21 protein-coding genes and 2 tRNA genes are annotated in these 25,479 nt (G+C 31.4%); all 23 read right to left on the reverse strand.

Going from position 1 to position 25,479, the window contains the following annotated elements; genetic code table 11:
• On the reverse strand, window positions 1-94 hold a 94-nt coding region (locus tag BUB70_RS13775; protein WP_262508097.1), incomplete at its 3' end, for a sugar phosphate nucleotidyltransferase.
• Between the two features lie 239 nt (window positions 95-333).
• A complete protein-coding gene (gmd, locus tag BUB70_RS13780) occupies window positions 334-1,524 on the reverse strand; it encodes a GDP-mannose 4,6-dehydratase (RefSeq protein ID WP_073122673.1) in 1,191 nt (396 codons plus the stop codon).
• 550 nt (window positions 1,525-2,074) lie between these two features.
• The gene (locus BUB70_RS13785; protein ID WP_073122628.1) at window positions 2,075-3,025 is read right to left on the reverse strand and encodes a GDP-L-fucose synthase family protein; all 951 of its coding nucleotides are present in this window, start codon (window positions 3,023-3,025) and stop codon (window positions 2,075-2,077) included.
• Between the two features lie 356 nt (window positions 3,026-3,381).
• Complete coding sequence (locus BUB70_RS13790; protein ID WP_234950306.1) at window positions 3,382-4,314, reverse strand: NAD-dependent epimerase/dehydratase family protein; 933 nt, start codon at window positions 4,312-4,314, stop codon at window positions 3,382-3,384.
• Window positions 4,315-4,320: 6 nt separating this feature from the next.
• Entirely contained in the window at window positions 4,321-5,202 is an 882-nt protein-coding gene (locus BUB70_RS13795) for an NAD-dependent epimerase/dehydratase family protein (protein WP_073122632.1), read from the reverse strand.
• Window positions 5,203-5,350: 148 nt separating this feature from the next.
• Complete coding sequence (locus tag BUB70_RS13800) at window positions 5,351-6,097, reverse strand: glycosyltransferase family 2 protein (protein ID WP_073122633.1); 747 nt, start codon at window positions 6,095-6,097, stop codon at window positions 5,351-5,353.
• A 1-nt stretch (window position 6,098) separates the two neighbouring features.
• On the reverse strand, window positions 6,099-7,175 hold the full coding sequence (locus tag BUB70_RS13805; protein ID WP_073122635.1) for a glycosyltransferase family 4 protein: 1,077 nt from the start codon (window positions 7,173-7,175) through the stop codon (window positions 6,099-6,101).
• A gap of 48 nt (window positions 7,176-7,223) precedes the next feature.
• On the reverse strand, window positions 7,224-8,339 hold the full coding sequence (locus BUB70_RS13810; protein ID WP_073122636.1) for a glycosyltransferase family 4 protein: 1,116 nt from the start codon (window positions 8,337-8,339) through the stop codon (window positions 7,224-7,226).
• Complete coding sequence (gene wecB / locus BUB70_RS13815; protein WP_073122638.1) at window positions 8,326-9,495, reverse strand: non-hydrolyzing UDP-N-acetylglucosamine 2-epimerase; 1,170 nt, start codon at window positions 9,493-9,495, stop codon at window positions 8,326-8,328. The genes BUB70_RS13810 and wecB overlap by 14 nt, the downstream gene beginning before the upstream one ends.
• A 4-nt stretch (window positions 9,496-9,499) precedes the next feature.
• Complete coding sequence (wecC, locus tag BUB70_RS13820; RefSeq protein ID WP_073122640.1) at window positions 9,500-10,699, reverse strand: UDP-N-acetyl-D-mannosamine dehydrogenase; 1,200 nt, start codon at window positions 10,697-10,699, stop codon at window positions 9,500-9,502.
• Between the two features lie 9 nt (window positions 10,700-10,708).
• Window positions 10,709-11,590: a glycosyl transferase gene (locus BUB70_RS13825; protein ID WP_143155310.1), complete on the reverse strand. Its 882-nt coding sequence runs from the start codon at window positions 11,588-11,590 to the stop codon at window positions 10,709-10,711.
• 62 nt (window positions 11,591-11,652) lie between these two features.
• Window positions 11,653-12,867, reverse strand: coding sequence for an O-antigen ligase family protein (locus BUB70_RS13830; RefSeq protein ID WP_073122643.1), 1,215 nt, complete (start codon window positions 12,865-12,867; stop codon window positions 11,653-11,655).
• Between the two features lie 5 nt (window positions 12,868-12,872).
• Window positions 12,873-13,982: a glycosyltransferase family protein gene (locus BUB70_RS13835; protein ID WP_073122645.1), complete on the reverse strand. Its 1,110-nt coding sequence runs from the start codon at window positions 13,980-13,982 to the stop codon at window positions 12,873-12,875.
• A gap of 1 nt (window position 13,983) precedes the next feature.
• Window positions 13,984-15,423, reverse strand: coding sequence for a lipopolysaccharide biosynthesis protein (locus tag BUB70_RS13840; protein ID WP_073122646.1), 1,440 nt, complete (start codon window positions 15,421-15,423; stop codon window positions 13,984-13,986).
• A gap of 146 nt (window positions 15,424-15,569) precedes the next feature.
• A complete protein-coding gene (locus BUB70_RS13845; RefSeq protein WP_073122648.1) occupies window positions 15,570-16,541 on the reverse strand; it encodes a type I phosphomannose isomerase catalytic subunit in 972 nt (323 codons plus the stop codon).
• A 396-nt stretch (window positions 16,542-16,937) separates the two neighbouring features.
• Window positions 16,938-18,263, reverse strand: coding sequence for a UDP-glucose dehydrogenase family protein (locus tag BUB70_RS13850; protein ID WP_073122649.1), 1,326 nt, complete (start codon window positions 18,261-18,263; stop codon window positions 16,938-16,940).
• Between the two features lie 184 nt (window positions 18,264-18,447).
• Window positions 18,448-19,731 carry a nucleotide sugar dehydrogenase gene (locus BUB70_RS13855; protein ID WP_073122650.1) on the reverse strand — a complete coding sequence of 428 codons (1,284 nt, stop codon included), beginning with the start codon at window positions 19,729-19,731 and terminating at the stop codon, window positions 18,448-18,450.
• A gap of 106 nt (window positions 19,732-19,837) precedes the next feature.
• A complete protein-coding gene (locus BUB70_RS13860; RefSeq protein WP_073122652.1) occupies window positions 19,838-20,809 on the reverse strand; it encodes a Gfo/Idh/MocA family protein in 972 nt (323 codons plus the stop codon).
• Between the two features lie 394 nt (window positions 20,810-21,203).
• Window positions 21,204-21,281: transfer RNA gene (locus tag BUB70_RS13865), tRNA-Val, on the reverse strand.
• A 30-nt stretch (window positions 21,282-21,311) separates the two neighbouring features.
• A tRNA-Val gene (locus tag BUB70_RS13870) sits at window positions 21,312-21,389 on the reverse strand.
• A 57-nt stretch (window positions 21,390-21,446) separates the two neighbouring features.
• Window positions 21,447-22,469, reverse strand: a complete 1,023-nt coding sequence (locus BUB70_RS13875) for a mannose-1-phosphate guanylyltransferase (RefSeq protein WP_073122653.1) — start codon at window positions 22,467-22,469, stop codon at window positions 21,447-21,449.
• A 10-nt stretch (window positions 22,470-22,479) separates the two neighbouring features.
• Entirely contained in the window at window positions 22,480-23,508 is a 1,029-nt protein-coding gene (locus BUB70_RS13880) for an NAD-dependent epimerase (RefSeq protein WP_073122655.1), read from the reverse strand.
• A gap of 694 nt (window positions 23,509-24,202) precedes the next feature.
• Window positions 24,203-25,474: a bifunctional folylpolyglutamate synthase/dihydrofolate synthase gene (locus BUB70_RS13885; RefSeq protein ID WP_073122656.1), complete on the reverse strand. Its 1,272-nt coding sequence runs from the start codon at window positions 25,472-25,474 to the stop codon at window positions 24,203-24,205.
• Window positions 25,475-25,479: the final 5 nt, after the last annotated feature.

Raw genomic sequence — 25,479 nt, forward strand, 5'->3', positions numbered from 1 at the left:
GCTTGTCATAGATAGCCAATAATTGTTTGGAGGTTGCTTTGGTGAGTGGATACAATCTGGTTCCAGATCCTCCGGCTAATATAATTCCTTTCATAATGTTAAATACTTATATTGTTTATAATTTTGATATTGTTTACTAACAATCATCCCACTAAACTCTTACTTGTTGAAACAACCAACTGTGACTTTCTACAAAATTCATCAAAAAATAAACGATGACTATACACCATAATATATTATTTATTTAAGCACGTTCATTGTATAACATAGATCATACTTAACCTATTATTTCATGTAATTTATTAACTTTAAACTCGCTTTATTTTTTCAGATTTATTCTGCCTGCTTCAAAATTTCATGACCTGCTTTTAATAAATCTACATCTTTTTTCATTAAAGCCAAATCACCTTTCATCATGTCTTTTACTAAATCTTTAAGTTCATACTCTGGTATCCACCCTAATTTTTCTTTTGCTTTTGTAGGATCTCCAATTAATAAATCTACCTCTGTTGGACGGAAATAAGAAGGATCTACGGATAGGACTTCTTTTCCTATGGTTGGTAATTCTGTTCTCGATACAGCCTCGCCCTGCTCGTCCACTCGAACTGACATACCTGTAGCTGCCTCATATTTTTCTTTATCTACGTTTTTGATAAACCCTTTTTCCTCTACTCCTTCTCCCTTAAACTCTACTTCAATTCCTACTTCACCAAATGCCATACGAACAAAGTCACGTACTGTAGTTGTTACTCCTGTTGCAATGACCCAGTCTTCTGCCTTGTCAGCTTGTAAAATCATCCACATCATGCGCACATAGTCTTTTGCATGTCCCCAGTCACGTTTTGCTTCTAAATTCCCTAGGTAGACTTTATCCTGTAAGCCCAAAGCTATTTTTGCCACTGCACGGGTAATTTTCCTAGTCACAAAAGTTTCTCCTCGTCTTGGTGATTCATGATTAAATAACAATCCATTACAAGCATACATATCATAAGCTTCACGATAATTTTTGGTAATCCAGAACCCATAAATTTTTGCTACTCCATAAGGAGAACGTGGGTATAAAGGAGAGTTTTCATCATAAAATCCTCTTTCATTTTTATTTTCTGGCAATCCTCCAAACAATTCTGAAGTTGACGCTTGATAAATTCTTGTTTTTTTTGTCAACCCTAAAAGTCTTACCGCCTCTAGAATTCTCAAGGTCCCTAAACCATCTACATTCCCCACATATTCTGGACAATCAAATGATACCTTTACATGAGACATCGCTCCTAAATTGTAGATTTCATCAGGTTGACACTCTTGAATGATTCTTGTCAAATTCATAGAATCTGTTAAATCTCCGTAGTGTAGCTTTAATCTTTGATCTGGATCATGAGGGTCTTGATATAAATGATCAATTCTATCAGTATTAAACAAAGAAGATCTTCTTTTAATACCGTGCACCATATAACCCTTTTCTAATAATAATTCTGCTAAGTAAGATCCATCTTGACCTGTGATTCCTGTGATTAATGCTACTTTCATATTTTTTGTTTTTTGTTGTTCGTAGTTTGTTGTTTTTTGTATTGATCTGTTCTCGATACTAATTTCTTCTTGTATTACTTTTTCTTGATAAAAAGTAACCAAAAATCAAGACTTCACAAACATTGCTAAATCGCTAAGTTCATTTGCTAAAATAAAAGAACTCCCCCGATGAAACATCAGACTCAAACAGCTTTTATTTTTACGCAAATTTCTCTTGTGATTTTACGCAATAACTGTGTAGGTCGAAATTATTTTTCATTTTTTTATTTTCAATTTTCGATGTCTAATGTTCGATGATCAGTTTATTTATTTTATTATTTGTTCTCGATACTAATTTCTTCACTGTGTTTGGAAATTCGCTCGAACTGACATTGTTTTTTCATTTTTCGATTATCGATGTTCGCATCTCGACTCCACTTCGACTCCGCTCAGTGACCTCGCTCGATGACCACATCTCGACTTACTTCGACAAGCTCTGCAACCACCACTCAGTGACCGATATTCGGTGGACGATTTCTGATACTCGATTCTCTGTGGTCGCGTTATCCTATTATAACTTTACTTGTTTGAAATTTTCTATATTTTCTAAAAACCATGCATAGGTTTTTTCAATTCCTTCTTGTAATTCTATTTGGTGTTTCCATCCTAAGTTATGCATTTTAGAAATGTCCATTAACTTTCTCGGTGTCCCATCAGGTTTTGAGCTGTCCCAAATAATATTTCCAGTATGCCCAACTACTTTTTGAATGGTTTCTGCTAGTTCTTTAATGGTTAAATCTTCCCCTGTCCCAACATTGTATAAATGTTCTGGTAATACATTTTCTAAAGCAAACACTACCGATTTTGCCATGTCATCTACAAACAAGAATTCTCTCATTGGTGTTCCACTTCCCCATAATTCTACAGGTGTATTCCCATTTAATTTTGCTTCGTGAAATTTACGAATCATGGCTGGTAATACATGTGACGTTTGTAAATCAAAATTATCGTGAGTCCCATATAAATTTGTAGGCATTAAAGAAACAAAGTCTTTTCCAAATTGTTTTCTAATCGCTTGGCAGGCTTTTACTCCTGTTATTTTGGCAATGGCATACCATTCGTTAGTAGGCTCTAAAGTATCTGTTAACAAATACTCTTCTTTTAAAGGTTGAGGTGCAAATTTTGGATAAATACATGAGCTCCCTAAAAAAATAAATTTCTGAATGTCTTGTTTTAAAGCCGCATCAATTAGATTGTTTTGAATTTGCATGTTTTCCATTAGAAACTGATAAGGATAGTCATTGTTTGCTAAAATACCTCCTACTCTAGCTGCTGCATCAATCACCACGTCTGGTTTTTCCTTTTCAAAAAATTCTTTAACCGCTATAGAATCTCTTAAATCAAGTTCTTTACTAGTTTTTCCAATGATGTTTGTATAACCTTCATTTTCTAATACTCTACAAACTGCACTTCCCACCATTCCTCGGTGACCCGCCACATAGATTTTTTTATTTTTTTCCATTGTTTTTCTCTATACCTAGCCTATACTAACGCAAAGAAATTAACGTTATCCTATGGGAGAATCCCAAAACACAAAGTAATTTTACTCCATTTAAGTTCTTTTCCTGTAACTTCATAACAATTGCTAATTTCTTTGATGACAAATATAAACAACCAAAATTTGTTTCTACATTAAATTTGTGAGAAACAAGCTATTAATTTTCATTCCACAAACAGAATTTCGTTATTCACAATACTCCGCATAGTCTTTTACCGAATTTTATATTTTGGTCTTAAAAAACTAGCACATCCTTAAACTTCTAGTCTTGAATTTTAATCATATGGTGGTTTTCATCATATCTCCCAAAACACTATTTATTAAAAAGATTGTAAAGTATAAATGATTCCTTGTTTTGTACTTATTGGTAATTCTTTTTTCATTGCCCTTTTTATTTTTTCATTGCTCACCACATAATTCTCTGTTAATTTAACCAAACGGTCGGTGTTTATAGGCATAGGAATTACATTTCCTAGTTTAGCTATCAATATTATTATATACTTTGGAATCTTTAAAATCCTTAAAGGTTTACTCGTTATCTCTCCAATAATCCTTACCAAATTTATGGTAGATAAAGGTTGATTATCCGCAACATTATATATTCCACTAGGAATATTTTTATTCTCTATGATCTCTTTAATGACAAAACATAAATTTTCTACTGATAAAAAAGATCTTTGGTTTTGATAAGCTCCAAAAGGATATGGGATTCCCTTAGACACAAAACTATACAATAAGTTTAAATTCCCTTTATTTCCCGGTCCATGAACCATGCAAGGTCTTAAAATATACAATCTTTTTCCCTCTGGTAAAGGTTGACTTAACAAATATTGTTCTGCTTTTAATTTGGACAAGCCATAGACTGTTTTGGGGTTTGGCACTATTTCTTCTGTTAAAACTCCATTAACAGTATCTGCTGCCGCTTTTACGGAGCTCATGTATATAAAAGTTTCACAAGCGCTTTGTAAAAACTGATTGAATAAACGTTTTGTTAATTCTGTATTTACTTCAAAGTATTCTTGGTCTTTTATTTTATTTTTAATCTGATGATTATTTCCTGCTAAATGGATACAAATATTAGATTGATTCCACACCTCCATTTTTAAATTTTCATAAGACAACTCCCCTTTTTTTGGAGTTCTAGAGATGTTTAAAAATATTCTTTTCTGATTTTTAAAATACTTGAACAAATTACCTCCTACGAAACCAGAACCTCCTGTAATTATAATATTTAACATCTTTGTTCTATTCATTTTAAACTATAATTCAATACTTTTTATTGCATCTTGAGGAGACCAATTTAATTCCTTTACTGCTTTATCATCCAAAAAAGTTAATGAGCTCGTCATTTTCTGATACTTATAACTATTAAATGGAAACAATGGTATTAAATCCCCTAGTTTAGCTAAAATTTTAATGAAAATTTCTGGTAAAACTTTAATTTTTTTGCCATAAAAACTTGAAATAGCGGTATCTATTTCTTTAAAACTTGGATGCCTTCTATCCGTTATATTATATATACCTTCTTTACCACATAATGTTGCTAATAATTTAGTAATATCTTTAGCAGCAACCATGGAGCGTTTCGCATCTCCTTTTCCTATTCTAAAGTAATATCCTTTTTTTATAGCCTTAATTAATAATTTTAAATTCCCTTTGGGTGATTTTCCAATTACTAATGGAAGTCTTAAAATTACAACTCCTGTATTATATTTTCTACCAAAATTTATCACTTCTCTTTCAGCTAAAATCTTACTTTTTGCGTATGCAGTTTTACCATTTAAAGGCGTGTTTTCATCAATCATTTCACCAAATTCTTTTCCATAAACAGCTACTGTACTCATAAAAACAAATGTTTTAGGAGGCTTTTCCTCTAGACTTTTTAGTAAATTTATTGTCCCTTGCACATTCACATCAAAAAACTCTTTTTCTTCACATTCATTTTTAGGGACTACATGTGCTTTGCCAGCAACATGAATTACATAATCAAAGAAATCATCTAAAAAAGGCTTTCCTTTGGTTAAATCGCAGTTATAATCTGATTTTTGTCTACTAAGAGAAGCTACTGAATAATCTTTTTTTAGGTCTTCCACAATACATCTTCCTAAAAAACCATTTGCTCCTGTTACAAGTATTTTCATTTATTTAATTTTAAAAATGCCTTCAAATATTGAGAAGCCAATTGAACTTGGTCAAAACCTCTTATAGTACACTCCTTTGCTTTTGTTCTTAAATCCAAAACTAAATTTTCACCATTAATAGGCCAAAATCTTAGTTAATTTTATTCTGTTATTTTTTAAATTGAAATAATTTTGGCAAGATTCTAATAAAAGGGTATAGAAATGAATTTACTTTTATGTTATTTTGTTTAAAAGCCTTTATACATTCAATATTTTGATTAAAAATATTTTTTAAATTCTTATTTGTCTCCCCTCCCAAACGCATTTTCACTAAAGGTTCATTTAAATATTGTGTTGATATTTTATACTTTTCTATAAATCTCAACATTATTTCAAAATCAGCAGCTATCTTATACGATAAATTAAAATTTCCATATTTATTGTATATCTTTTTTTTGACATAAAATGTTGGATGTGCCGGATGCCATCCTTTTCTGAACTTTCTTTTATCTCCAGTTATCCATCTTCGTACTATATTATCAATGTTGTTTTGAGAAACATAAAATAAATCTGCATATACAGAATCTATATCTATGTTCTTTTTAAAAATATTCATTACTTTTTCAATTGCTCGATTGTCGCAAAACAAATCATCAGAATTTATCAATCCTACAACATCTCCAGTTGACATAGAAACCCCCTTATTCATTGCATCATACAATCCATTATCAGGCTCTGAAATCCATTTAGAAATACGCTTTTGATGTTTTTTTATAATATCTAAAGTTTGGTCTTTAGACCCCCCATCCACCACAATATATTCAATATCATCATAGGTTTGGTCTATTACCGATTGAATCGTTGTTTCTAATGTTTTGGCACTATTGTAACAAACTGTAATGATTGTTATTTTCATATTATGTGATAATTCTAGCTATTTCGGAGTTGAAAAAAACTGGGGAATATTTTTTTATAGATTCTTGAATATTATACTCTTGAATTGCTCTTAATTTAGTCTCGTTCCGTAATATTTTGTTTATTACTACTACTAAATTAGAAACAGAATTTGGATTTATTATAAATCCATTTTTATCTGAAACTAAATCTGTCAAATAATTGTGTTTTGTAGTTATAATTGCATTCCCAAATCTCATTGCTTCTATTATACTAATTGGAGATGCTTCGGATTTATAAAATGTTGGCAAGACAAAGATTGAACTTTCCATTAATAATTGTTCTTTTTCTTTTCCACTTACCAGTCCTAAATAAAAAAAACGATCAGGATATTTTTGTTTCAACTCTTGTTTTATCCTATTAAACTCATCTGATACTTGATCAAATATCATCGTTTCATCTTCCATTATTTTCCCTGCAATTTTCACAACAACTTCCTTGTCTTTTTGCAAAACGGTTTCTATTGCTTCTAAGAAAACAAAAACACCTTTACTATTTATAATATTTGATAGATATATTACCTGCCTTTTCTTTTCATTTAAATTCACCTCTATATCTTCATACTCAGAAGTATAACAATTTCTAACAACTTCAATCTTCATTTTTGGGAAATCTGAAAAATGAGATTTCATAGAAGGTAATAAAACTATTGATGTATCTATGATTTGATACGCCCATTTTATAACTTTTTTTAACCATTTAGAATTATTTATAAACGAATTAAAATCTGCTCCATGAAGGTGATTGATTACTTTCTTATTAAAGATTTTACAAAACAACAACAATTGAAAATCTTTAATAAAACCTAACTTACTTCTAGTACAAGTAAAATATACTTTATCAAAACGAAAAAACATAAACACAAAAGGTAACATCATTAAACTATGTAATGAATTTAACAGTTTATGATCTCCGTATTTCGTAGTATCAAACAAAATCTTATCACTTCTAAAATTATCATATACCTCTCTAAATGAGATTGACTGTCCTGTAATTGGAAATGGGTAGGGACCGAAAAATAATACTTTATTCTTTTTCATTTTGTAATTAATTACACTGTATTTATATAATCTTCTACTAAAAGAGTATTACTTATTTATGGATCTTAATTGTTGATTATTTTGTTTTTTTTTACAATTGACAGCATATAATATCGCCTGTGATAACCCCTCAACCATTTTATCTAAAGTAGAATGTTCAAAATAATGATTTTGTGCATTTACACTCATTTGGTATACTTTCTGGGGATTGCGAGTTAATTCTAATATAATATTTTTAAGATTATTATGATTGTCATCATACAAAAGTCCATTTATTTCGTTTTTTATATTAAATATTTCTCCACCTGTAATGGCCGTTTTTGTGGTTACAAATGGTACTCCATAAGCAAAAGCATTTAATACTGTTAAACCTGCCTGTCCAGGAGATATTAATGCTATTGCATCAGTATAAAAAACTTTCAGCACCTCTTGGTCATAAATAGCACCTTTAACCGAGATCTTATGTTGTAGCTGCTGTTCCTTTATGAATTTTAATACATTTTCTTTCTCAATACCCTCTCCAATAATTACTAAAGGATAAATATTATTTGACATTTCATAAGCTTTTTTATACGCTTCTAATAAATCATATATTTTTTTTGCTTTATATAATGTACCTACAAACAGGAAGTGCTTTTTCTCAAAAGGTATTTGTATTCTTTCTTTTACCTCTACTGTATTATTTGCTACAAATAATTTTTCTCTTTGCACTCCTCCATCCTCTACATACCTTTTTATAGGATAATCTGTATAAAAAACAATAGAATCTGCTCTATTTAACAAATTAAATCTAAAGAAGTCTAACGATCTATCCTCATCATATCTCTTATTATATGATGCGGAAACTCCAATATTCCAATATGTCAATGCATATTTTCTTTTTATAACAAACCCTAACTTTAAAAAAGACCACATTCTTAATTCTCCTAAAGCAATTACGGCATCAAAACCAGCTGCTAAAGTTGTTAATTTTTCTTTAGAAAATGTAAAAGGCCCTCTAATTATTGGAGTTAATAGAATTTCTTTAAAATGAATATCTCTATGAGCTACCGACTCACCATAATGAGCAATTGTTAAGTCAAATTTCTCAGCCAAAAGATTGTACACTGGTAATCTATACTCCAACAGACAATTTGTTAAGCTTAATAATTTAATTTTTGTCATTTCCCACTATTCTTTTGCCTATAAAGCTTACTATTCTTTGACAAGCTTTTCCATCGCCATATGGATTTTGAGCCTTACTCATTTGAGTATAATATTCTTCGTTTTCAATCAATTTAGAAACCTCATATATTATTTTCTCGATATCTGTACCTACTAATTTCACCGTTCCAGCCGCTAAAGCCTCTGGTCGTTCCGTAGTGTTACGCATTACCAATACAGGTTTTCCCAAGCCAGGTGCCTCTTCTTGAATTCCACCACTATCTGTAAGTACTATATCTGATTTGTTAAGTAAATACACAAAAGGTAAATAATCTAACGGTTCTATAAAGTAGACGTTTTTTGGTGTTGCTTCTTTAAATACTTCTTTAATTGGTTTACGTACATTTGGATTTAAATGCATTGGATATATGAAATCTACTTGAGGATATTTTAATAACAATTGTTTTATTGCTTGGCATATATTTAAGAATCCTTCTCCAAAATTTTCACGCCTATGCCCAGTGATCAGTACTCTTTTTCTATTTTCTCCCTTGATATTTAAATATCCGACGCTTTCAATGAGTTTTTCAACTTCAGTAGAAGTTTCATCGTCATTTTTCATCATTTCAATAATATTGTATAGAGCATCAATCACAGTATTACCTGTTACAGAAATGAATGATTCTAGCACCCCCTCTTTTTGCAAGTTTTCTTTACTTAATTTAGTAGGAGCAAAATGAAATTTGGCTAAACGACCTGTTAATTGTCTATTTATTTCCTCTGGCCATGGACTATATATATCATTGGTTCTTAATCCCGCCTCCACATGTCCAATGTCTATTCTTTGATAAAAAGCTGCTAATGAAGCTGCCATAGAAGTAGTTGTATCTCCATGTACCAAGACCATATCAGGTGTTGAATTAGCCAATACTTCTTTCATTCCTAATAAAACACGAGAAGTAATATCATATAAATCCTGACCAGGTTTCATGATATTTAAATCATACTCTGGTATAATTTTAAACAAGGCTAATACCTGATCCAACATTTCCCTATGTTGTCCAGTTACACAAACAAGTGGTTGAAAATGTTGAGGATATTTTTGAAACTCTTTAACCAAAGGAGCCATTTTAATTGCTTCTGGACGAGTACCAAACACTAACAAAATTTTTTTCATGTTTCTATTTTCTTACACCACAAAAGTCTAATTCCAATTTATTCTCTGTAATAGGCATCTGTAAAAACTCCTTGTGATTTACCAACCAAACCACAATATCTGCCTCTTGGTAGGCTTTTTGATAGTTTGTTAAGTTAAAGCTATGATGCTTTTCTACATTAGGCTCTACTACCAACACATCCGCTCTCACTTCAGAAATGATTCTAGATGTTATATACTTAGCTGGTGACTCTCTTAAGTCATCAATATTCGGTTTAAAAGCCAGCCCCATACACGCAACAACAGGCTCTCTATTATTAGCTATGGTAAAATTTTGAGAGACTTCTAACACCTTGTTTGCACACCAATCAGCTTTGTAATCATTCGTTTCTCTTACTCTTTTGATCATCTGTGCTTGCTCTGGAAATTCAGATACTATAAACCAAGGATCTACTGCAATACAATGTCCACCAACACCACAACCTGGCTGTAGAATATTTACTCTTGGATGTTTGTTTGCTAGGTTTATTAATTCCCACACATTAATATCTGCTTTGTCACATATCATAGACAACTCATTTGCAAAAGCAATTTGAGCATCTCGAGAGGAGTTCTCTGTTAGTTTACACATTTCAGCTGTACGAGCATTTGTTTTGTGTAAAGTTCCCTTCACAAATTGTTTGTAAAATTCAGAAGCTTTTTCAGATGATATTTCATTAACTCCACCAATCACTCTATCATTATTCTCCAATTCATATAACACATTCCCAGGTAAAACACGCTCTGGACAGTAGGCTATGTATATTTTATCTTTTAATTCTGGACGCTCCATAAAAATAAGTTCAGTAATTTTTTCAGTAGTCATCACTGGGGAAGTAGATTCTATTACAAACAAATCTCCTTCTTTTAAAAATGGAATTACCATGTTGGTTGCAGAAATGATATATGAAATATCTGCTCTTTTGTTTTGTTTAAAAGGAGTAGGCACAACAATAAAAAAAGCATCCGCCTCTTCAGGATGTGTGGTTGCTTTTAAAAAACCATTTTCTACTACTTTTTTTACTACTATATCTAAATCAGGTTCTACTATATGAATTTCCCCTTTATTAATAGTATCGACTACTTCTTGGTTTACATCTACTCCAATTACCTTAATACCTTTACTTGCTACTACTGCTGCTGTTGGTAAACCTATATAGCCTAAGCCCATAAAAACTGCTTTCATATTATTTCTTTATAGTATTGATTTATAGGGGTCCATTCCATAATTATCCATGATATACTCTCTGGTTTCTCTTAACTGAAGATCATTCATTCCTTTTATCACATTCTCAGTGCTTAAGTTTATATCATTTCTATTTATTACAGGTAAATACAATGATTCATCATCAGTTTTAGATACGTTTGTTTCTGCCAATCTAGACATCATATTCAACCATATATCATCTGCCAAGAAACAATACTTCTTAAAGACATCTTGATTAAAAACCAAAGAATGTAAACACTTTTTAGGATATAAAACTCCCCCAACACCTATTGGCATTATTTTATCAGTATTAACAACTCTCTGTTTTACATTTTCCCATTCTAGATAATTTGAAATACTGTTGTTATTTATATTGATTACACTCGCATGATTGCAACAAATATTATTAGGATATTCTTGGTGTAGTTTTATCAATTTTTTTAAAACAGAAGGAGTATATAAAACATCATCATCTAAGGTAACCACTGTATACTCTGGATACTCTAGCATGGCATAATAATACTTTTTATGAGATCTTAGATTCCCGTCACGGATCTTTATCTCTAGCCCTCTTTCTCTTAAATCCAGTAATCTTCTTGGCAACTCCTCTATTTCTGGAAATTGCTCCTTAGACAACCACAAAATAATTTTTTCAGGTTTTATATTTTGTCTTAACACACACTCGATAACAACCCATATTTTTGAAATACGGTTTGGGAAAGTGGTTAAAGATACTAATAACTTATTTTCTGTTTTTCTATTGTTAATTAATGAATAATTTTTTCTTTTCGCTGTTAATATTAAATATAAAGGGATTATTTTGTTAGCGGTACTTCTAATTATTATTCTAAAAAAGGAATCAAATCTCATTTTTTTTAAGTAGATATTTATTCTTTGCGTAGCTGTATATATTTTGTCAAAAAATGCAATCATTATACTAATTTATTATACAAAAACCTTGGATTAGAAAAGACATATAATGAGTATATATAAAGCCATGTAAGCATGCTTAGAAGATGTCCACTATTGATAATTGCCATAATAGGAAAAGCCAATAAACCCGAATAAACAACGAACCTAGAAACCATAATTCTATTCCTTCTAGAATTTTTATAAATTTTTCTTAGTAAAAAGAAAAACCCCATTAATATTAATAGTCCATACTGAACCCCAATTTCCAAAAATAAATTATGGGGTGCGTTTATTACTAAATCATAATTCTCTTCCATATTTGCCTGAAAATTTCCTGCTCCAACTCCCATAAACATTGAATTTTCCAAAGACATTAATCCACTTTGAATAATTTGAGTTCTTATTCCATCTTCAAAACCTTGATGATCTAACCTATAGGTTATCATGAAAAATATTTCATCATAGTAGTATGTAACTAATGTTATAAAAAATAGAGTTGGTAATATATACACCCACTTATTTATCTTTTTCTTACTTAAATAAAAAACACTAATTACAATAACTGCTGATAAAACGGCTGCTCTAGATGAATTTAGCAATATTATTGATAAGTACATTAAGGTTAGAATTGATATTAATAAAGTTTGAAAACCTTTTCTATACAAATAGAATAAAGAAAAAATAAAAGGACATAAGTAAACCAATAATTGATTGTAACCGTTCAAATTACCGTAGGTTACAGATGCAAAATGACGCAGTCTTCCATCTCCTCCAATTATATTATTTGACTGCTGTAATGACGTAGGTAAATGGACATCTACAATTATTTCATATACTGCTATTGGTACTGTTAATAAAAATAAAAAGAGCCATGCAAAAATAATTGAATGGTATACTTTATTCGCTTTTATAGCCAAAAAAGTAAAGACAAAAAAAAGCATAAAATTTAATAGTAAATAAGACAATTCTTTAAATCCTGAAATCAAATCAGTCCCCCAAGATATAGATATAATTCCATATAAAAGCCAACAAACAAAAAAAACAAACTCGAACATAAACATGCTAAACATGTTTTTATTTTTCACATAAAAAGAAATGGTTTTGGGAACAAGTAATAAAGTAAATATTCTAACAGGTTGTAACGCCCCCCCAATTATTCCAAAAACGAGTAATATGATTAATAACTGTAGTAATCTATCATATCTATTCTTTTTTAATAACTTCTTTTCTATCATATATACTATTTCTCTAACCTATCAAAAACTGCTTCAAATCTATTGCTCCAAGTATGCTCTTTTACTGCTCTAGCCCTTGCCTTTTTTTTCATTTTTAAAATTAGATTATTATTTTTTGGGTTTAAATAAAATTTAGCTTTTGACAAAAGTTCCTCCTCAGATTTATACAAAACTATTTCTTTCCCCTCATCAAAATAACTTGCTAATTCCTCAGTATGCGAAGTTAATTCTAACCCTCCACACATAGGAATTTCAAAAGTTCTTAAATGTAATTTATGCAAAGGTTTTTTTAAAACATATGTATTTCTTAGTTCTGTAATATTTAAAGAAAGACTATTATTTGCATAAATGTACTTCATTTCATCAAAAGAAACAGAAGGACTAATGTCCAAATATTCATTCTTAGTTATTATATGCTCTTTATTATAAAAAAGTTTTTTTACAACAGCTCCACAAAACACTTTTCTACCAATAGGAAATCTCATTAATTCCACAATATTCTTTAATACATTTAAATATGAAATCTTCTCTACATTATTTGGCTCATCTATTTTAATTAGCTGATTTGAATACACATGACATTGAATATTGTTTTTTAGTAGCGAATTAATTTTGTGTAATCTACTACCGTAAGGAGTTCCTATAAAGTTTATTATATTTTGATTGCTTGTCCAATTTGGATTAAAAACATATGGATTTGCCGCGTAAGGTTGAAATATAATGTTATTACATCCCCATTTTTTAAACAAATACATTGTTTCTTTAGATGTTAACCAAACCAAATTAAAAAGAGGAGCCAACCTTTTATGCATATATGGAGCATGAAGGTTGTCAAAACATATTAACAAAGTTAATATCCCTTTGTTTTTAATTTTCTCAAGTGTATCAATAAATAACTTTTCTCCTCCGATACCCGTCATAAATAAGTCAAAAGATTTATTTACTATAAGCTTAATTAGTTCGTTATTTGCTTCTAAATATGATTTATACTTTAAAGGGTTGAAGACTGTTATTTCAATTCCATGTTTTTCTAACTCATCAAATATATGAATTCGTTGCCATTGTGTCATGTAAGTCTTATCCTCCTCAAAAAAATACACTATCTTTTTAATCATTTTATTTCATTTTACCCTTAACGACTTCCATTATCTCAGCTAATGCAACTATTTTTAGTGCTTTTGAACATAGAAGATATGTGCTTAAAAAAACAAAAAACTGAAATACAACTAATCCTATTTTAGAGTTAATATTTATTAAATATGACATACAAAAAATAATAGTTCCTGAGGTAGAAACAGAAATAACAGTTGTTAATAGTTTCTTAACAAAAATAAAAAAACTTAAATCTATGGTTTTAAAACTGTAATAACAATTTAAAATTAACTGAGCTACTGAATAGAAAACTAACCCATACATTAACGCCATCATGTTTAAACGAAATGTTAACAGTAACACGAGCATTAACATTGTCTTTCTAATTAACTCCAATATCAGGATTAATCTTCCTCTTCCTTCAACTGTTAATAAATTTAGACTTAAACTACTCAATGGTAGCAAAACTCCCACAAAACATAAATATTTAAAATATATTCCCGCTTTATTCCACTTACTAGTTAATAATATTTCAAATAAATTTTCAGAAACAATCATCAGGTAAATCATTATTGGTGTAACAATAAAGAAAGTTACTCCAACTACCTTTAAAAAAGATTCTCTTAATTTAACTTTATCCTCTTTTAGCATTGAAAAGATTGGAAATGTTACTCTTTGTATTACCTCCGTAATACTCGTTGAAGGAATTTTTTGAAATCTATCAGCCTGAGAGTAATAGCCTAGTTCTAAAGGGCTATAAAATTTACCAATAACAATGTTGTACATATTATTAAATATACTACCAATCAAACCTGTTAGAAGTAAATTAAAAGAAAAAGAACTAATGCTTTTAATAGACTGATAAGAGAACATAAAAACTGGTCTCCAAGCACTAAATACCCATAAAAATATAGTTCTTAAAATAAAAAAAAATAAATTTTGAAAAACTAAAGACCAAACTGTTTTATATGTAATCGCAACATAAATACCTATCAGTCCTGAAATAGTTGCCGATAATATTGTAACCTTAGACAAACTCTTAAAATCAACTCTTTTGTTTAATATCGTAAACTGTATCAATCCAAAAGCATTGATAGGAAAAATTAAAAAAAGTATTTTTGATATATTTTCTAATTTTGGAGCATTGAAAAAATCAGCAATTAAAGGGGCACATATATATAATATAATATACAAAACAAACCCTAAAAGGATATTTACATAAAAAACTGAGGAATAATCTAGGGTTGTTGTTTTTTCTTTTCTTATTAAAGCTTGACCAAAACCACTATCTAAAACGACCTGACCGATTCCAACAAAAACAGTTAACATCCCAATGAGACCAAAATCTTCTGGACTCAAACTTCTTGCAATAATTAACGTTGAAAGCAATTGTATAAATAAGGTTGAAAATTTCTCAACCATACTCCACCCAACACCTAAAACAGTTCGTTGTTTTAAAGACATTTTTTACTCTAAATTATATAGTAATGCAACAAACAATTACCTCTTTATTAAGACATTTTTAAAACGAGAAACTCTACTCAAGAACAGCCATTAAATTATCTTTAAAATTATATATATTTTATTAAAAAATCATCAGTTATTCTACTTTATTTAATATAAACTTCAAGCAATTCAATTTCACTAGAGTTTACAATCACTTCTTTTGTATTTGCTGGAATTAAAATGGTTTCCCCTCTTCTGATTGTTTCGTTTTCAGCTCCCATTGATATTGTTCCTGCTCCCCCCACACAAATATACACCGTAAATGAGGTTATAGTAGATAAGTCTCTCCTATACAAATCATTAATCTTGATATAATTTGTTGTGAAATACTCACATGAAGCTACGTTTGAAGGAGTATTTTCCTCCTTTTTATATTCACACTTATTAGCCCCTACTGCATTGTAATCTAATGCATCAATAGCCAATTCGGTATGCAATTCTCTTTCGTTTCCTTGATCATCAACACGATCCCAATCATAAATACGATAAGTAATATCCGAAGTTTGTTGAATTTCGGCTATTAAACAACCTGCTCCAATAGCATGAACTAGTCCTTCTTTTATAAAAAAAGAATCTCCTTTTTGTACCTTTTCAAAGTTTAGTTTTTCTAGAATCTTTTTTTCTTCTATCGCTTGCTTATATTTTTCTGGAGTCATTTTTTCAGAAAAACCAATATTTAACTCCGATGACTCATCAGTATCCATCACAAACCACATTTCTGTTTTCCCAAATGAATTGTGCAATTTTGCTGCTATTTCATCATTTGGATGTAATTGTATGGATAAATTTTCCTTGGCATCTATGAATTTGAATAATAAAGGGAATTTATTTCCAAATTGTTCATATACCTTTTCCCCAACCAAGTCTCCTTTATACTCCTCTATTAACTGTGTTAATAATTGTCCTTTAAGTGTTCCATTAGACACTTGAGAAATATCTCCATCCACAGAAGATAACTCCCAGCTTTCTCCAATATTGTTTAAAGAAGTTTCTTTATTTAGTACTGTTTTTAATTTTTCACCTCCCCAAATTTTATCTTTTAGAATTGGGGTAAATTTTATTGGATAGTTTATCATTTTCGGTTATCAGTTGTTGGTTATCCGTTTTTATTATTTATTTTTCTTAATCTGTTCTCGATACTCACTTTTTTATCTGCTTTGTGAAATTCATTCGAATTGACAGTTTTATTTTTTAACCTTTATGTTCATTTTGTCTTGACACAAAACGAACCAAAAAGTCAAGATAAATCCTATGAAATTACTGCGTAACAATCCTTCCGTCTCTACATGCTCTTTGCTCCGCACGCAATTCCAAGACTTTCGGATTTATTTCTTGGATTTATCAATATATTTCATTTTTCTATTATCTGTTCTCGATACTAATTTCTTCTCTACGTTACGAAATTCACTCGAACTGACATTTTTATTCGATAGTCGGTTATCCGTGGTCGGGATTCCTTGTACGATGTTCGATTATGCTTTTCCTATTTGATAATATTCAAATCCTTCCTTTTCTATTTCAAATACTCCGTATTGGTTTCTACCATCAAAAACTATAGGAGATTTTAATAAGGACTTGATTTCCATAAAATCTGGAGATCTAAACTCCTTCCATTCCGTTAATAAAATCATGGCATCCGCGTTTTCTAAGGCTTGGTATTTAGAAGTAACATAATCCAAATTATCTACTCCTTTTAAATAAAACTCTTGTGCTTCATGCATGGCTTTAGGATCATAAGCCTTTACTTTTGCTCCACGCTTTACCAATTCTTTTATCACATAAATAGCCGGTGCTTCTCTCATATCATCTGTTCCTGGCTTAAATGACAATCCCCATATTCCAAAAGTATACCCTGATAAATCTTCTCCAAATCTTGCGATGACTTTGTTGGAAATCACAAACTTTTGAGTATCATTCACCTCTTCTACAGAAGTGATTAGTTTGGCTTTGTAACCGTTTTCTTCGGCTATTTTCTTTAAGGCTTTTACATCTTTAGGAAAACATGATCCACCATATCCCGCTCCAGGGTAAATAAAACTATATCCAATTCTGTTGTCTGATCCTATACCGATTCTTACTTTATTAGCATCCGCTCCTACTTTTTCACAAATATTTGCAATTTCATTCATGAATGAAATTTTGGTAGCTAACATCGCATTGGCTGCATATTTTGTCATTTCTGCAGAGCGTACATCCATTTCAATCAAACGATCATGATTATGAGTAAAGGTTGCATATAATTTTCTCATGACTTTAAAAGCCGCTTCTGTTTCCGCCCCTACCACTACACGGTCTGGCTTCATAAAATCATTTACAGCTGCTCCCTCCTTCAAAAACTCTGGATTGGACACTACATGAAATTCAATATCTACTCCTCTTTTAGCTAAAGCCTCTTTAATGGTTGCCTTTACCTTATCTGCTGTTCCAATAGGTACCGTAGATTTGTCTATCACCACCAATGGTTTGGTCATTACTTCTCCTATTTGCTTGGCCACCGCTAATACATATTGTAAATCTGCAGAACCATCATCTCCCATAGGTGTTCCTACCGCTATAAATGCCACTTCTGAGTTCTCTAAACCATCTTTGATAGCAGTACTAAAGCTAAGATTCCCTAGTTCCACGTTCTTTTTTACCAAAGGCTCTAAACCTGGTTCGTAAATTGGGATGATTCCATTTTTTAAGGCTTCTACCTTTTTTTGATCAATATCTATACAAGTCACCTTGTTTCCCATTTCAGAAAAACAAGTTCCTGTAACTAATCCTACGTATCCGGTTCCTACTACTGTAATGTTCATATTTTTTTTGTTTTTCGATGACCGATGTTCGAGATTCGTTGTTCGAGATTCGTTGATCGGTTCTCGGTTGTCTATTTATTTATTTTTTTATTTCTATACCTGTTCTCGATACTAATTCCTCTACTTTGTTTCGAAATTCACTCGAACCGACATGATCATTCGCTTTTCGTTGGTCATTTTCGTTTTATAATTTACCATGTATCAGTTCTTTTTTTAACACACCTTTTACATCGTAAACCACCCCTTCTTCTATTAAAAAATCACTCAAATTTAATGACAATAATTCTCTATGAGCGACTGCTAAAACAATGGCTTCATATTTTTGAGCGGGAATTTTTTCTAAAGTTTTTAACTGATATTCTTTTTCAACTTCTTTTCCATTTGCTAAAGGGTCATAAATATCAACACACACTCCGTAATCTTGTAGTTCTCTGACCACATCTACCACTTTGGTATTTCTTACATCCGGACAATTTTCTTTAAAGGTAATCCCTAATACCAAAACCTTTGCTCCTTTGATTTTTAAGTCATTCTGAATCATCAACTTTGCTACTTGAGACGACACATAAGCCCCCATGCTATCATTCATTCTTCTTCCAGCCAAAATAATCTCTGGGTGATATCCAAACTCCTGTGCTTTTTGAGCTAAATAATATGGGTCTACTCCGATACAATGTCCTCCCACCAAACCAGGCCTGAAGGGTAAAAAATTCCATTTAGTACTCGCTGCTGCTAAGACATCCCCCGTATCAATATTCATTAAATTAAATATCTTAGACAATTCATTAACAAATGCAATGTTGATATCTCTTTGAGAGTTTTCTATTACTTTGGCTGCTTCTGCAACTTTTATAGTGGGTGCTAAATGAGTTCCTGCTGAAATTACAGATTTATATACCTCATCTATTTTCTGTCCTATTTCAGGTGTAGAGCCTGAAGTTACCTTCAATATTTTATCTACCGTATGAAGTTTGTCCCCTGGATTTATTCTCTCAGGAGAATAACCTGCAAAAAAATCTTGATTGAATTTTAAACCTGAAACTCTTTCTAAAACAGGAATACAATCTTCTTCCGTAGCTCCAGGATATACCGTGGATTCATAGACCACAATATCTCGTTTTTTCAAGACCTTTCCAATGGCTTCACTTGCTTTAATCAAAGGCATTAATACAGGTCGATTGTTTTTATCTACTGGTGTAGGAACCGTAATGATGTAAAAATTACAAGTAGATAAATCTTTTAATTGTGAAGTACAAAAAAGTCCATTTTCGCTCTCGGTGGTTAAAACAGCCTCTGACAAAACTTTTTGTAATGTTTCTTTGTCTATTTCTAAAGTGGTATCTATCCCTTGGTTTAATTCTGCCACCCTTTGTTGATTGATGTCAAAACCAATGGTAGCATATTTGGTCGAAAAAAGTCTTGCCAAAGGCAAGCCTACATATCCTAAACCAACCACTCCTATTTTCATTCTTTTTCTTTCTTTTTTTTCAAGGACAAATATAAATTAAAACTTCATAACAAATATCATCAGAACTAAGTATTATTCATAAAACTGACAAAAAAAATAAGTAGTACTACGCAAAAGGATGTTTCGATTTCGCTTTATAAAACAAAGCATGAACCTGATCCTCCACCGGTATTTTCATTTCAGCATTCCTTATTTCATGAACAATTTCAATAGATTTCCTAGCATCTTCCAATCCAAAACCTGTATCCGCTAAAATGTGTTTATAACTTTCTGTGTGTAGTTCTGTAAAACCACCGCTAAACTCTACTTCTTCTCCATCTACAGTTATAGACCTATATGTTCTTTGCCCTTTTTCTTTAATTTCTTCTGGAATTAAGTCATAATTGATAGATAAAAACCATTTTACTTTGGCTTTTTCAAAAACCAAATAACCTGATGCTCTATCATGAGTATGTTCATACACCAAGTTTTCTTTTAAGTCACCAAACACCCATCCTAACATATCAAAAAAATGTACTCCAATATTAGAAGCAATTCCTCCTGATTTTGATTGCTCCCCTTTCCAAGAAGCATAATACCATTTTCCTCTAGAAGTTAAATAGGTTAAATCTACCTCAAAAACCTTGTCCTTTGGAGCTTCTTCAACCTTCTTTTTTAATTCTAAAATTGCTTGATGATGTCTTAGTTGAAGAATGGTAAATATTTTTTTACCTGTTTCTTTTTCAATCGCCTGCAAGGCATCAATATTCCAAGGATTTAAAACCAATGGCTTTTCACAAATGGCATTTGCTCCTGACCTAAGTGCCATTCTGATATGTGCATCATGCAAATAATTAGGTGTGCAAATACTTACATAATCTAACTGCAAATTCTGCTCTCTTTTTAATTTCTCTATATGTCTATCAAACCTTTCAAACTCAACAAAAAATGAAGCCTCTGGGAAATAAGAGTCAATTACCCCTACACTATCATTTTTATCTAAGGCCGCTAACAAAACATTCTCTGTATCTTTGATTGCTTTTAAATGTCTTGGAGCGATATATCCCGCAGCTCCAATTAAGGCGAATTTTTTTTTCATAATTCAATATTCGTTGTTCGATTGTCGTTGTTCCGTTGTTGGTTATTATTTGTACTTATCTGTTCTCGATACTAATTTCTTCTCTACGACACGAAATTCACTCGAACCGACATTTTTACTCGAGTTTCGTTTTTCGTTATTCAATTATCGAGGTTTGGGGGTCGATTGCCCGTAACCGTTAAACACTTTTTATTAATCCTTCAAATATAGAAAAAGACCATAAACGAATAAAACTATTCTTATGAAAAGTGAGTAGTGAAAAATAAAGAACTGCAGGTAAACAAACTAGACAATGAATGCTTATTTATTCACAATACCACATTAGCATCTATTCAAAAGCTACATAAACTAAGTCCAAAATAAAAAAACCTATCCGATATTGGATAGGTTTTTATGGTGGGCAATGAGGGATTCGAACCCCCGACCCCCTCGGTGTAAACGAGGTGCTCTGAACCAACTGAGCTAATTGCCCTATTTTTTTTGAAGGTATTAAGGAAACCTTTGGTGGGCAATGAGGGATTCGAACCCCCGACCCCCTCGGTGTAAACGAGGTGCTCTGAACCAACTGAGCTAATTGCCCTTAGCGGGTGCAAATATAGAACTTTATTTCAATTCTCAAACACTTATTATTAAAAAATTACAATAAATTTTTATCCGCACATCCAGCAAACTCACGTATCTGTTTCACCTCTTCACTTTTATCTTTGGTAATCAGTAAAATACAATCTTCTGCCTCTATTAACACAATATGATCAATTCCTCTTGTTGCATAGACTGGTTTTGAACACATGGCATAAGAATTTACAATATTTTCTCCTTTCATCATTTGAAACAACTCATCATTTTGAAAATCTTTGGCATACGAAATCAATGAATCAAAAGATCCTAAATCTGACCAGATGAAATGAGATTTTACCATCTTGATGATTCTAGACTTTTCTAAAACCGCAAAATCAATACTATCTTCTGGTATTTTCTCCATATCATCCTTTGCGACAAATCCATCTTGACTATTTGCATAAGCCGCTACAGAAGTATCATATATATCCGGCTGATATTCTTTTATTTCTTCTAAAAACACAGATGCCTTGAAACAAAACATTCCGCTGTTCCAACAAAAATTTCCAGAACGAATGTATTTAATCGCCAAATCTTGGTTCGGTTTTTCTCTAAAAGACTTTACATCCTCTGCATCATATTCAATATATCCATAACCTGTTTCAGGTTTTAAAGGCTGAATTCCAAACGTTACAATATTTCCTTCTTTGGCTAATCTGATAGCATTTTTCACCGCTAACTTATACTCTTTCTCATCACCAATCATATGATCTGAAGGCGTAATAAACATAATATCCTCTGGAGCCAAACTCAAAGCCGCTAATGTGATTGCCGGAGCCGTGTTTCTTCCTACTGATTCAATGATTTTTTTATCAATCTTTACCCCTAATTCTTTCGATTGATTGACAGCCATCGTTAACTGACTTTCATTGGTCACCAACATATAATCATCCACCAATTTTTTATTTCTCAATACGGTATATTGAAATAAAGATTTTCCTTCAAAAATTTGTAAAAATTGTTTTGGACTTTTTTGTCTTGAAATAGGCCACAATCTAGATCCTACCCCTCCACTTAATACAACATTGATAATTTTTCCCATAGCATTGTTTTTATGTTAAGTTATTATATTCTTTATACCAATCAATAAATTTTTTCACACCCTCTTCTACTGAAGTATTTGGACTGTAATTATAATCTTGAATTAAAACTGATACATCTGCCCATGTTTTAACCACATCTCCTGGCTGCATATCTAGCATGATTTTTTCAGCTTTTTTGCCCAAGTTTTTCTCAATATTACCAATATAGTCTGTTAATTTTACAGCATTATTATTTCCAATATTGTAAACCTTATACAGCTCTCCTTTTTCTTTCCTTGTCTGTACCTCTCCTTCAATAATTCTCATCACCCCTTGTACAATATCTCCCACATAGGTAAAATCACGCTCCATATTTCCATGATTAAAGACTTTAATGGGTTGATTCTTTCTAATTCCTTCTGCAAACAGATAAGCCGCCATATCTGGTCTTCCCCATGGTCCATACACCGTAAAAAAACGTAATCCAGTAGTTGCAAAACCAAACAAATGAGAATACGTATGTGCCATTAACTCATTACTCTTCTTTGATGCTGCATACAAACTAATTGGCGTATCTACGCTATCATCTACAGAAAAAGGAATTTTAGCATTTAAACCATATACACTTGAACTACTTGCGTACACCAAATGCTTTACTTTATTATTTCTACAAGCCTCTAACAAATTAACGTACCCTACAATATTACTTTCTACATAAGCATGTGGATTTTCAATACTGTATCGCACCCCTGCTTGAGCTGCTAAGTTACATACTACTTCAAATTTTTCGTTTTCAAAAAGCTGATTGATCGCTTCTCTATCTTCTAAATTTACTCTGATAAATTTGAAGTTTTCGTTTTTATTTGAAATTGATTCCTTTCCAAACTCCGAAGCCAATTCCCTATCAATTCCTAGTTGATTTAGTCGAGCATATTTAAGATTTACATCATAATAATCATTGATATTATCAATTCCCACCACCTGATGACCTCTACTTAATAACAAATCTGTTAAGTGATATCCTATAAATCCTGCTGCCCCAGTAACTAAAATTTTCATATAAGAATTAATTGTAAAACAAATATATGATATTGTTTTTTAGGTTCACTGCTTTGATATTAGGTTTTGGTTAAATTGTTTGGTGAGTAGTGAAAGATTTTAGGAGTTTTGGTCGATGATACAAAATCTCATATTAAAACATAATATCTCAATGCAACTTGGTTTGTTCATTTTTTCTATCGATGAAAAAACGAACCAAAAAAATCTAGGCTGCATAAATACTTCCTATATTTTTTGTTCCTCTCTTAAATTTTAGGAACTCGTGGATACTTTATCACTACAAATTATTCTTTGCATCACACTCAAACAGCCTAAAATTTTTTAAGAGAGTTCTCTGCAAATATTAGGGATGTATTTATGATGCCAAATAAACATCCACTATTTTTAACAACTAAATTAACCTTTAATATCAATCAACTCTATTTAGGGAAGTTCATAATGAAAGGGAATAGTGAGTAGTGAGAAGTGAGAAGTGAGAAGTGAGAAATAAAGAACTGCCTACCAAATAAACAAACAATCACTATTCTTTTTTAATTCTCATACTTTGTCTTGACACAAAGTATGCAAAAATCAATACTCTAAAAAGAACATCGTTAACATTCTAATCTCATAACCGAAAACAAAAGAACTCCCCCGATGAAACATTGGACTCAAACAGCTTTTATTTTTATGCAATAACTGTGTATGTCAGAATTTAAATTATATTATTTCTATGTGATAAGTTTGAGTCGTTATTAGTAGTTGGTAAACTTAAATAATCTGCGACTACAAAAGTACTTCCTCCTACATATATTAGGTCTTTTGGGTTGGCATTGGACAATACTTCATTTACGGCTTTTTCCACTGTAGCATAACTTTCACCTATCAATTGATGTTCTTGTGCAGATGCTTTTAATTTTTCTTGAGACAATCCTCTAGCAATGGATGGTCTGGTAAAATAATATGCTGCTTGTTTTGGCAATAGCGGTAAAACACTACTTAAATCTTTATCATCAACGACTCCAAAAACAATGTGCAATATCTCAAAATCTTCAGCTAACAACTGAGACACTACCAAAGAAATACCTTCTTTGTTGTGACCTGTATCACAAATAAGCTTAGGAGCTTCTTGTACTATTTGATATCTTCCTAACAAACCTGTATTCTGAATGACTTTTGACAATCCATTCTCAATAGAACCATCAGTAATCTTTATTCCTAAAGTTTTTAGAACTTCTATGGTCTGAATAACCGTTTTTAGATTGTGTTTTTGATAAATTCCTTTTAATTCACAATCATAAACAACAGCTTCCAAATCAAAAGCTTTGAACAATGGAGCGTTTTTTTGATTGGCAGTTTCTTGAAAGACAGCAAAAGTTTCTTCGTGGTATTCCCCTATTACCACCGGTCTATTCTGTTTGATGATTCCTCCTTTTTCTTTAGCGATGACAGGTAAGGTAGTTCCCAAAAACTGAGTATGATCTAATCCTATATTGGTGATTACTGACACCAAGGGTATTACTACATTAGTAGAATCTAATCGTCCTCCCATTCCTGTTTCCAGTACTACATAATCTACATGAGCATCTTTAAAATACTCAAAAGACAAACCTACAGTCATTTCAAAAAAAGACAAGGCGTTTTGTTCAAAAAAACTTTTGTGCTTGGCTACAAAATCAACAATATATTCTTCTGCTATTTCTTTTCCATTAATTTTAATACGTTCTCTAAAATCAATTAAGTGAGGAGAGGTATACAACCCTACTTGATATCCTTGTTCTTGGAGTACAGAAGCCAACATATGACTGGTTGAGCCTTTTCCGTTGGTTCCTGCTACATGAATGGCCTTTATGTGCTGCTCTGGATTCCCTAGGTAATCCATCAACAAAAGTGTATTTGATAAATCTTTTTTATAAGCCTTTGCACCGTCTTTTTGGTACATTGGCAATTGGCTAAACAACCAATCTAAGGTTTCTTGATAATTCATATTGA

This window comes from Wenyingzhuangia marina (assembly GCF_900130035.1).
Taxonomy (GTDB): Bacteria; Bacteroidota; Bacteroidia; order Flavobacteriales; family Flavobacteriaceae; genus Wenyingzhuangia; species Wenyingzhuangia marina.

Excerpts from the sequence above, each read along its gene's own strand:
- BUB70_RS13875 (WP_073122653.1), bottom strand. The coding sequence starts at position 22,469 with ATGGGAAAAATTATCAATGTTGTATTAAGTGGAGGGGTAGGATCTAGA.
- BUB70_RS13835 (WP_073122645.1), bottom strand. The coding sequence starts at position 13,982 with ATGATTAAAAAGATAGTGTATTTTTTTGAGGAGGATAAGACTTACATG.
- wecB (WP_073122638.1), bottom strand. The coding sequence starts at position 9,495 with ATGAAAAAAATTTTGTTAGTGTTTGGTACTCGTCCAGAAGCAATTAAA.
- BUB70_RS13845 (WP_073122648.1), bottom strand. The coding sequence starts at position 16,541 with ATGATAAACTATCCAATAAAATTTACCCCAATTCTAAAAGATAAAATT.
- BUB70_RS13795 (WP_073122632.1), bottom strand. The coding sequence starts at position 5,202 with ATGAAAATACTTGTAACAGGAGCAAATGGTTTTTTAGGAAGATGTATT.
- gmd (WP_073122673.1), bottom strand. The coding sequence starts at position 1,524 with ATGAAAGTAGCATTAATCACAGGAATCACAGGTCAAGATGGATCTTAC.
- BUB70_RS13880 (WP_073122655.1), bottom strand. The coding sequence starts at position 23,508 with ATGAAAATTTTAGTTACTGGGGCAGCAGGATTTATAGGATATCACTTA.
- BUB70_RS13840 (WP_073122646.1), bottom strand. The coding sequence starts at position 15,423 with ATGTCTTTAAAACAACGAACTGTTTTAGGTGTTGGGTGGAGTATGGTT.
- wecC (WP_073122640.1), bottom strand. The coding sequence starts at position 10,699 with ATGAAAGCAGTTTTTATGGGCTTAGGCTATATAGGTTTACCAACAGCA.
- BUB70_RS13855 (WP_073122650.1), bottom strand. The coding sequence starts at position 19,731 with ATGAAAATAGGAGTGGTTGGTTTAGGATATGTAGGCTTGCCTTTGGCA.
- BUB70_RS13785 (WP_073122628.1), bottom strand. The coding sequence starts at position 3,025 with ATGGAAAAAAATAAAAAAATCTATGTGGCGGGTCACCGAGGAATGGTG.
- BUB70_RS13860 (WP_073122652.1), bottom strand. The coding sequence starts at position 20,809 with ATGAAAAAAAAATTCGCCTTAATTGGAGCTGCGGGATATATCGCTCCA.
- BUB70_RS13850 (WP_073122649.1), bottom strand. The coding sequence starts at position 18,263 with ATGAACATTACAGTAGTAGGAACCGGATACGTAGGATTAGTTACAGGA.
- BUB70_RS13790 (WP_234950306.1), bottom strand. The coding sequence starts at position 4,314 with ATGAATAGAACAAAGATGTTAAATATTATAATTACAGGAGGTTCTGGT.
- BUB70_RS13800 (WP_073122633.1), bottom strand. The coding sequence starts at position 6,097 with ATGAAAATAACAATCATTACAGTTTGTTACAATAGTGCCAAAACATTA.
- BUB70_RS13805 (WP_073122635.1), bottom strand. The coding sequence starts at position 7,175 with ATGAAAAAGAATAAAGTATTATTTTTCGGTCCCTACCCATTTCCAATT.
- BUB70_RS13885 (WP_073122656.1), bottom strand. The coding sequence starts at position 25,474 with ATGAATTATCAAGAAACCTTAGATTGGTTGTTTAGCCAATTGCCAATG.
- BUB70_RS13830 (WP_073122643.1), bottom strand. The coding sequence starts at position 12,867 with ATGATAGAAAAGAAGTTATTAAAAAAGAATAGATATGATAGATTACTA.
- BUB70_RS13825 (WP_143155310.1), bottom strand. The coding sequence starts at position 11,590 with ATGAGATTTGATTCCTTTTTTAGAATAATAATTAGAAGTACCGCTAAC.
- BUB70_RS13810 (WP_073122636.1), bottom strand. The coding sequence starts at position 8,339 with ATGACAAAAATTAAATTATTAAGCTTAACAAATTGTCTGTTGGAGTAT.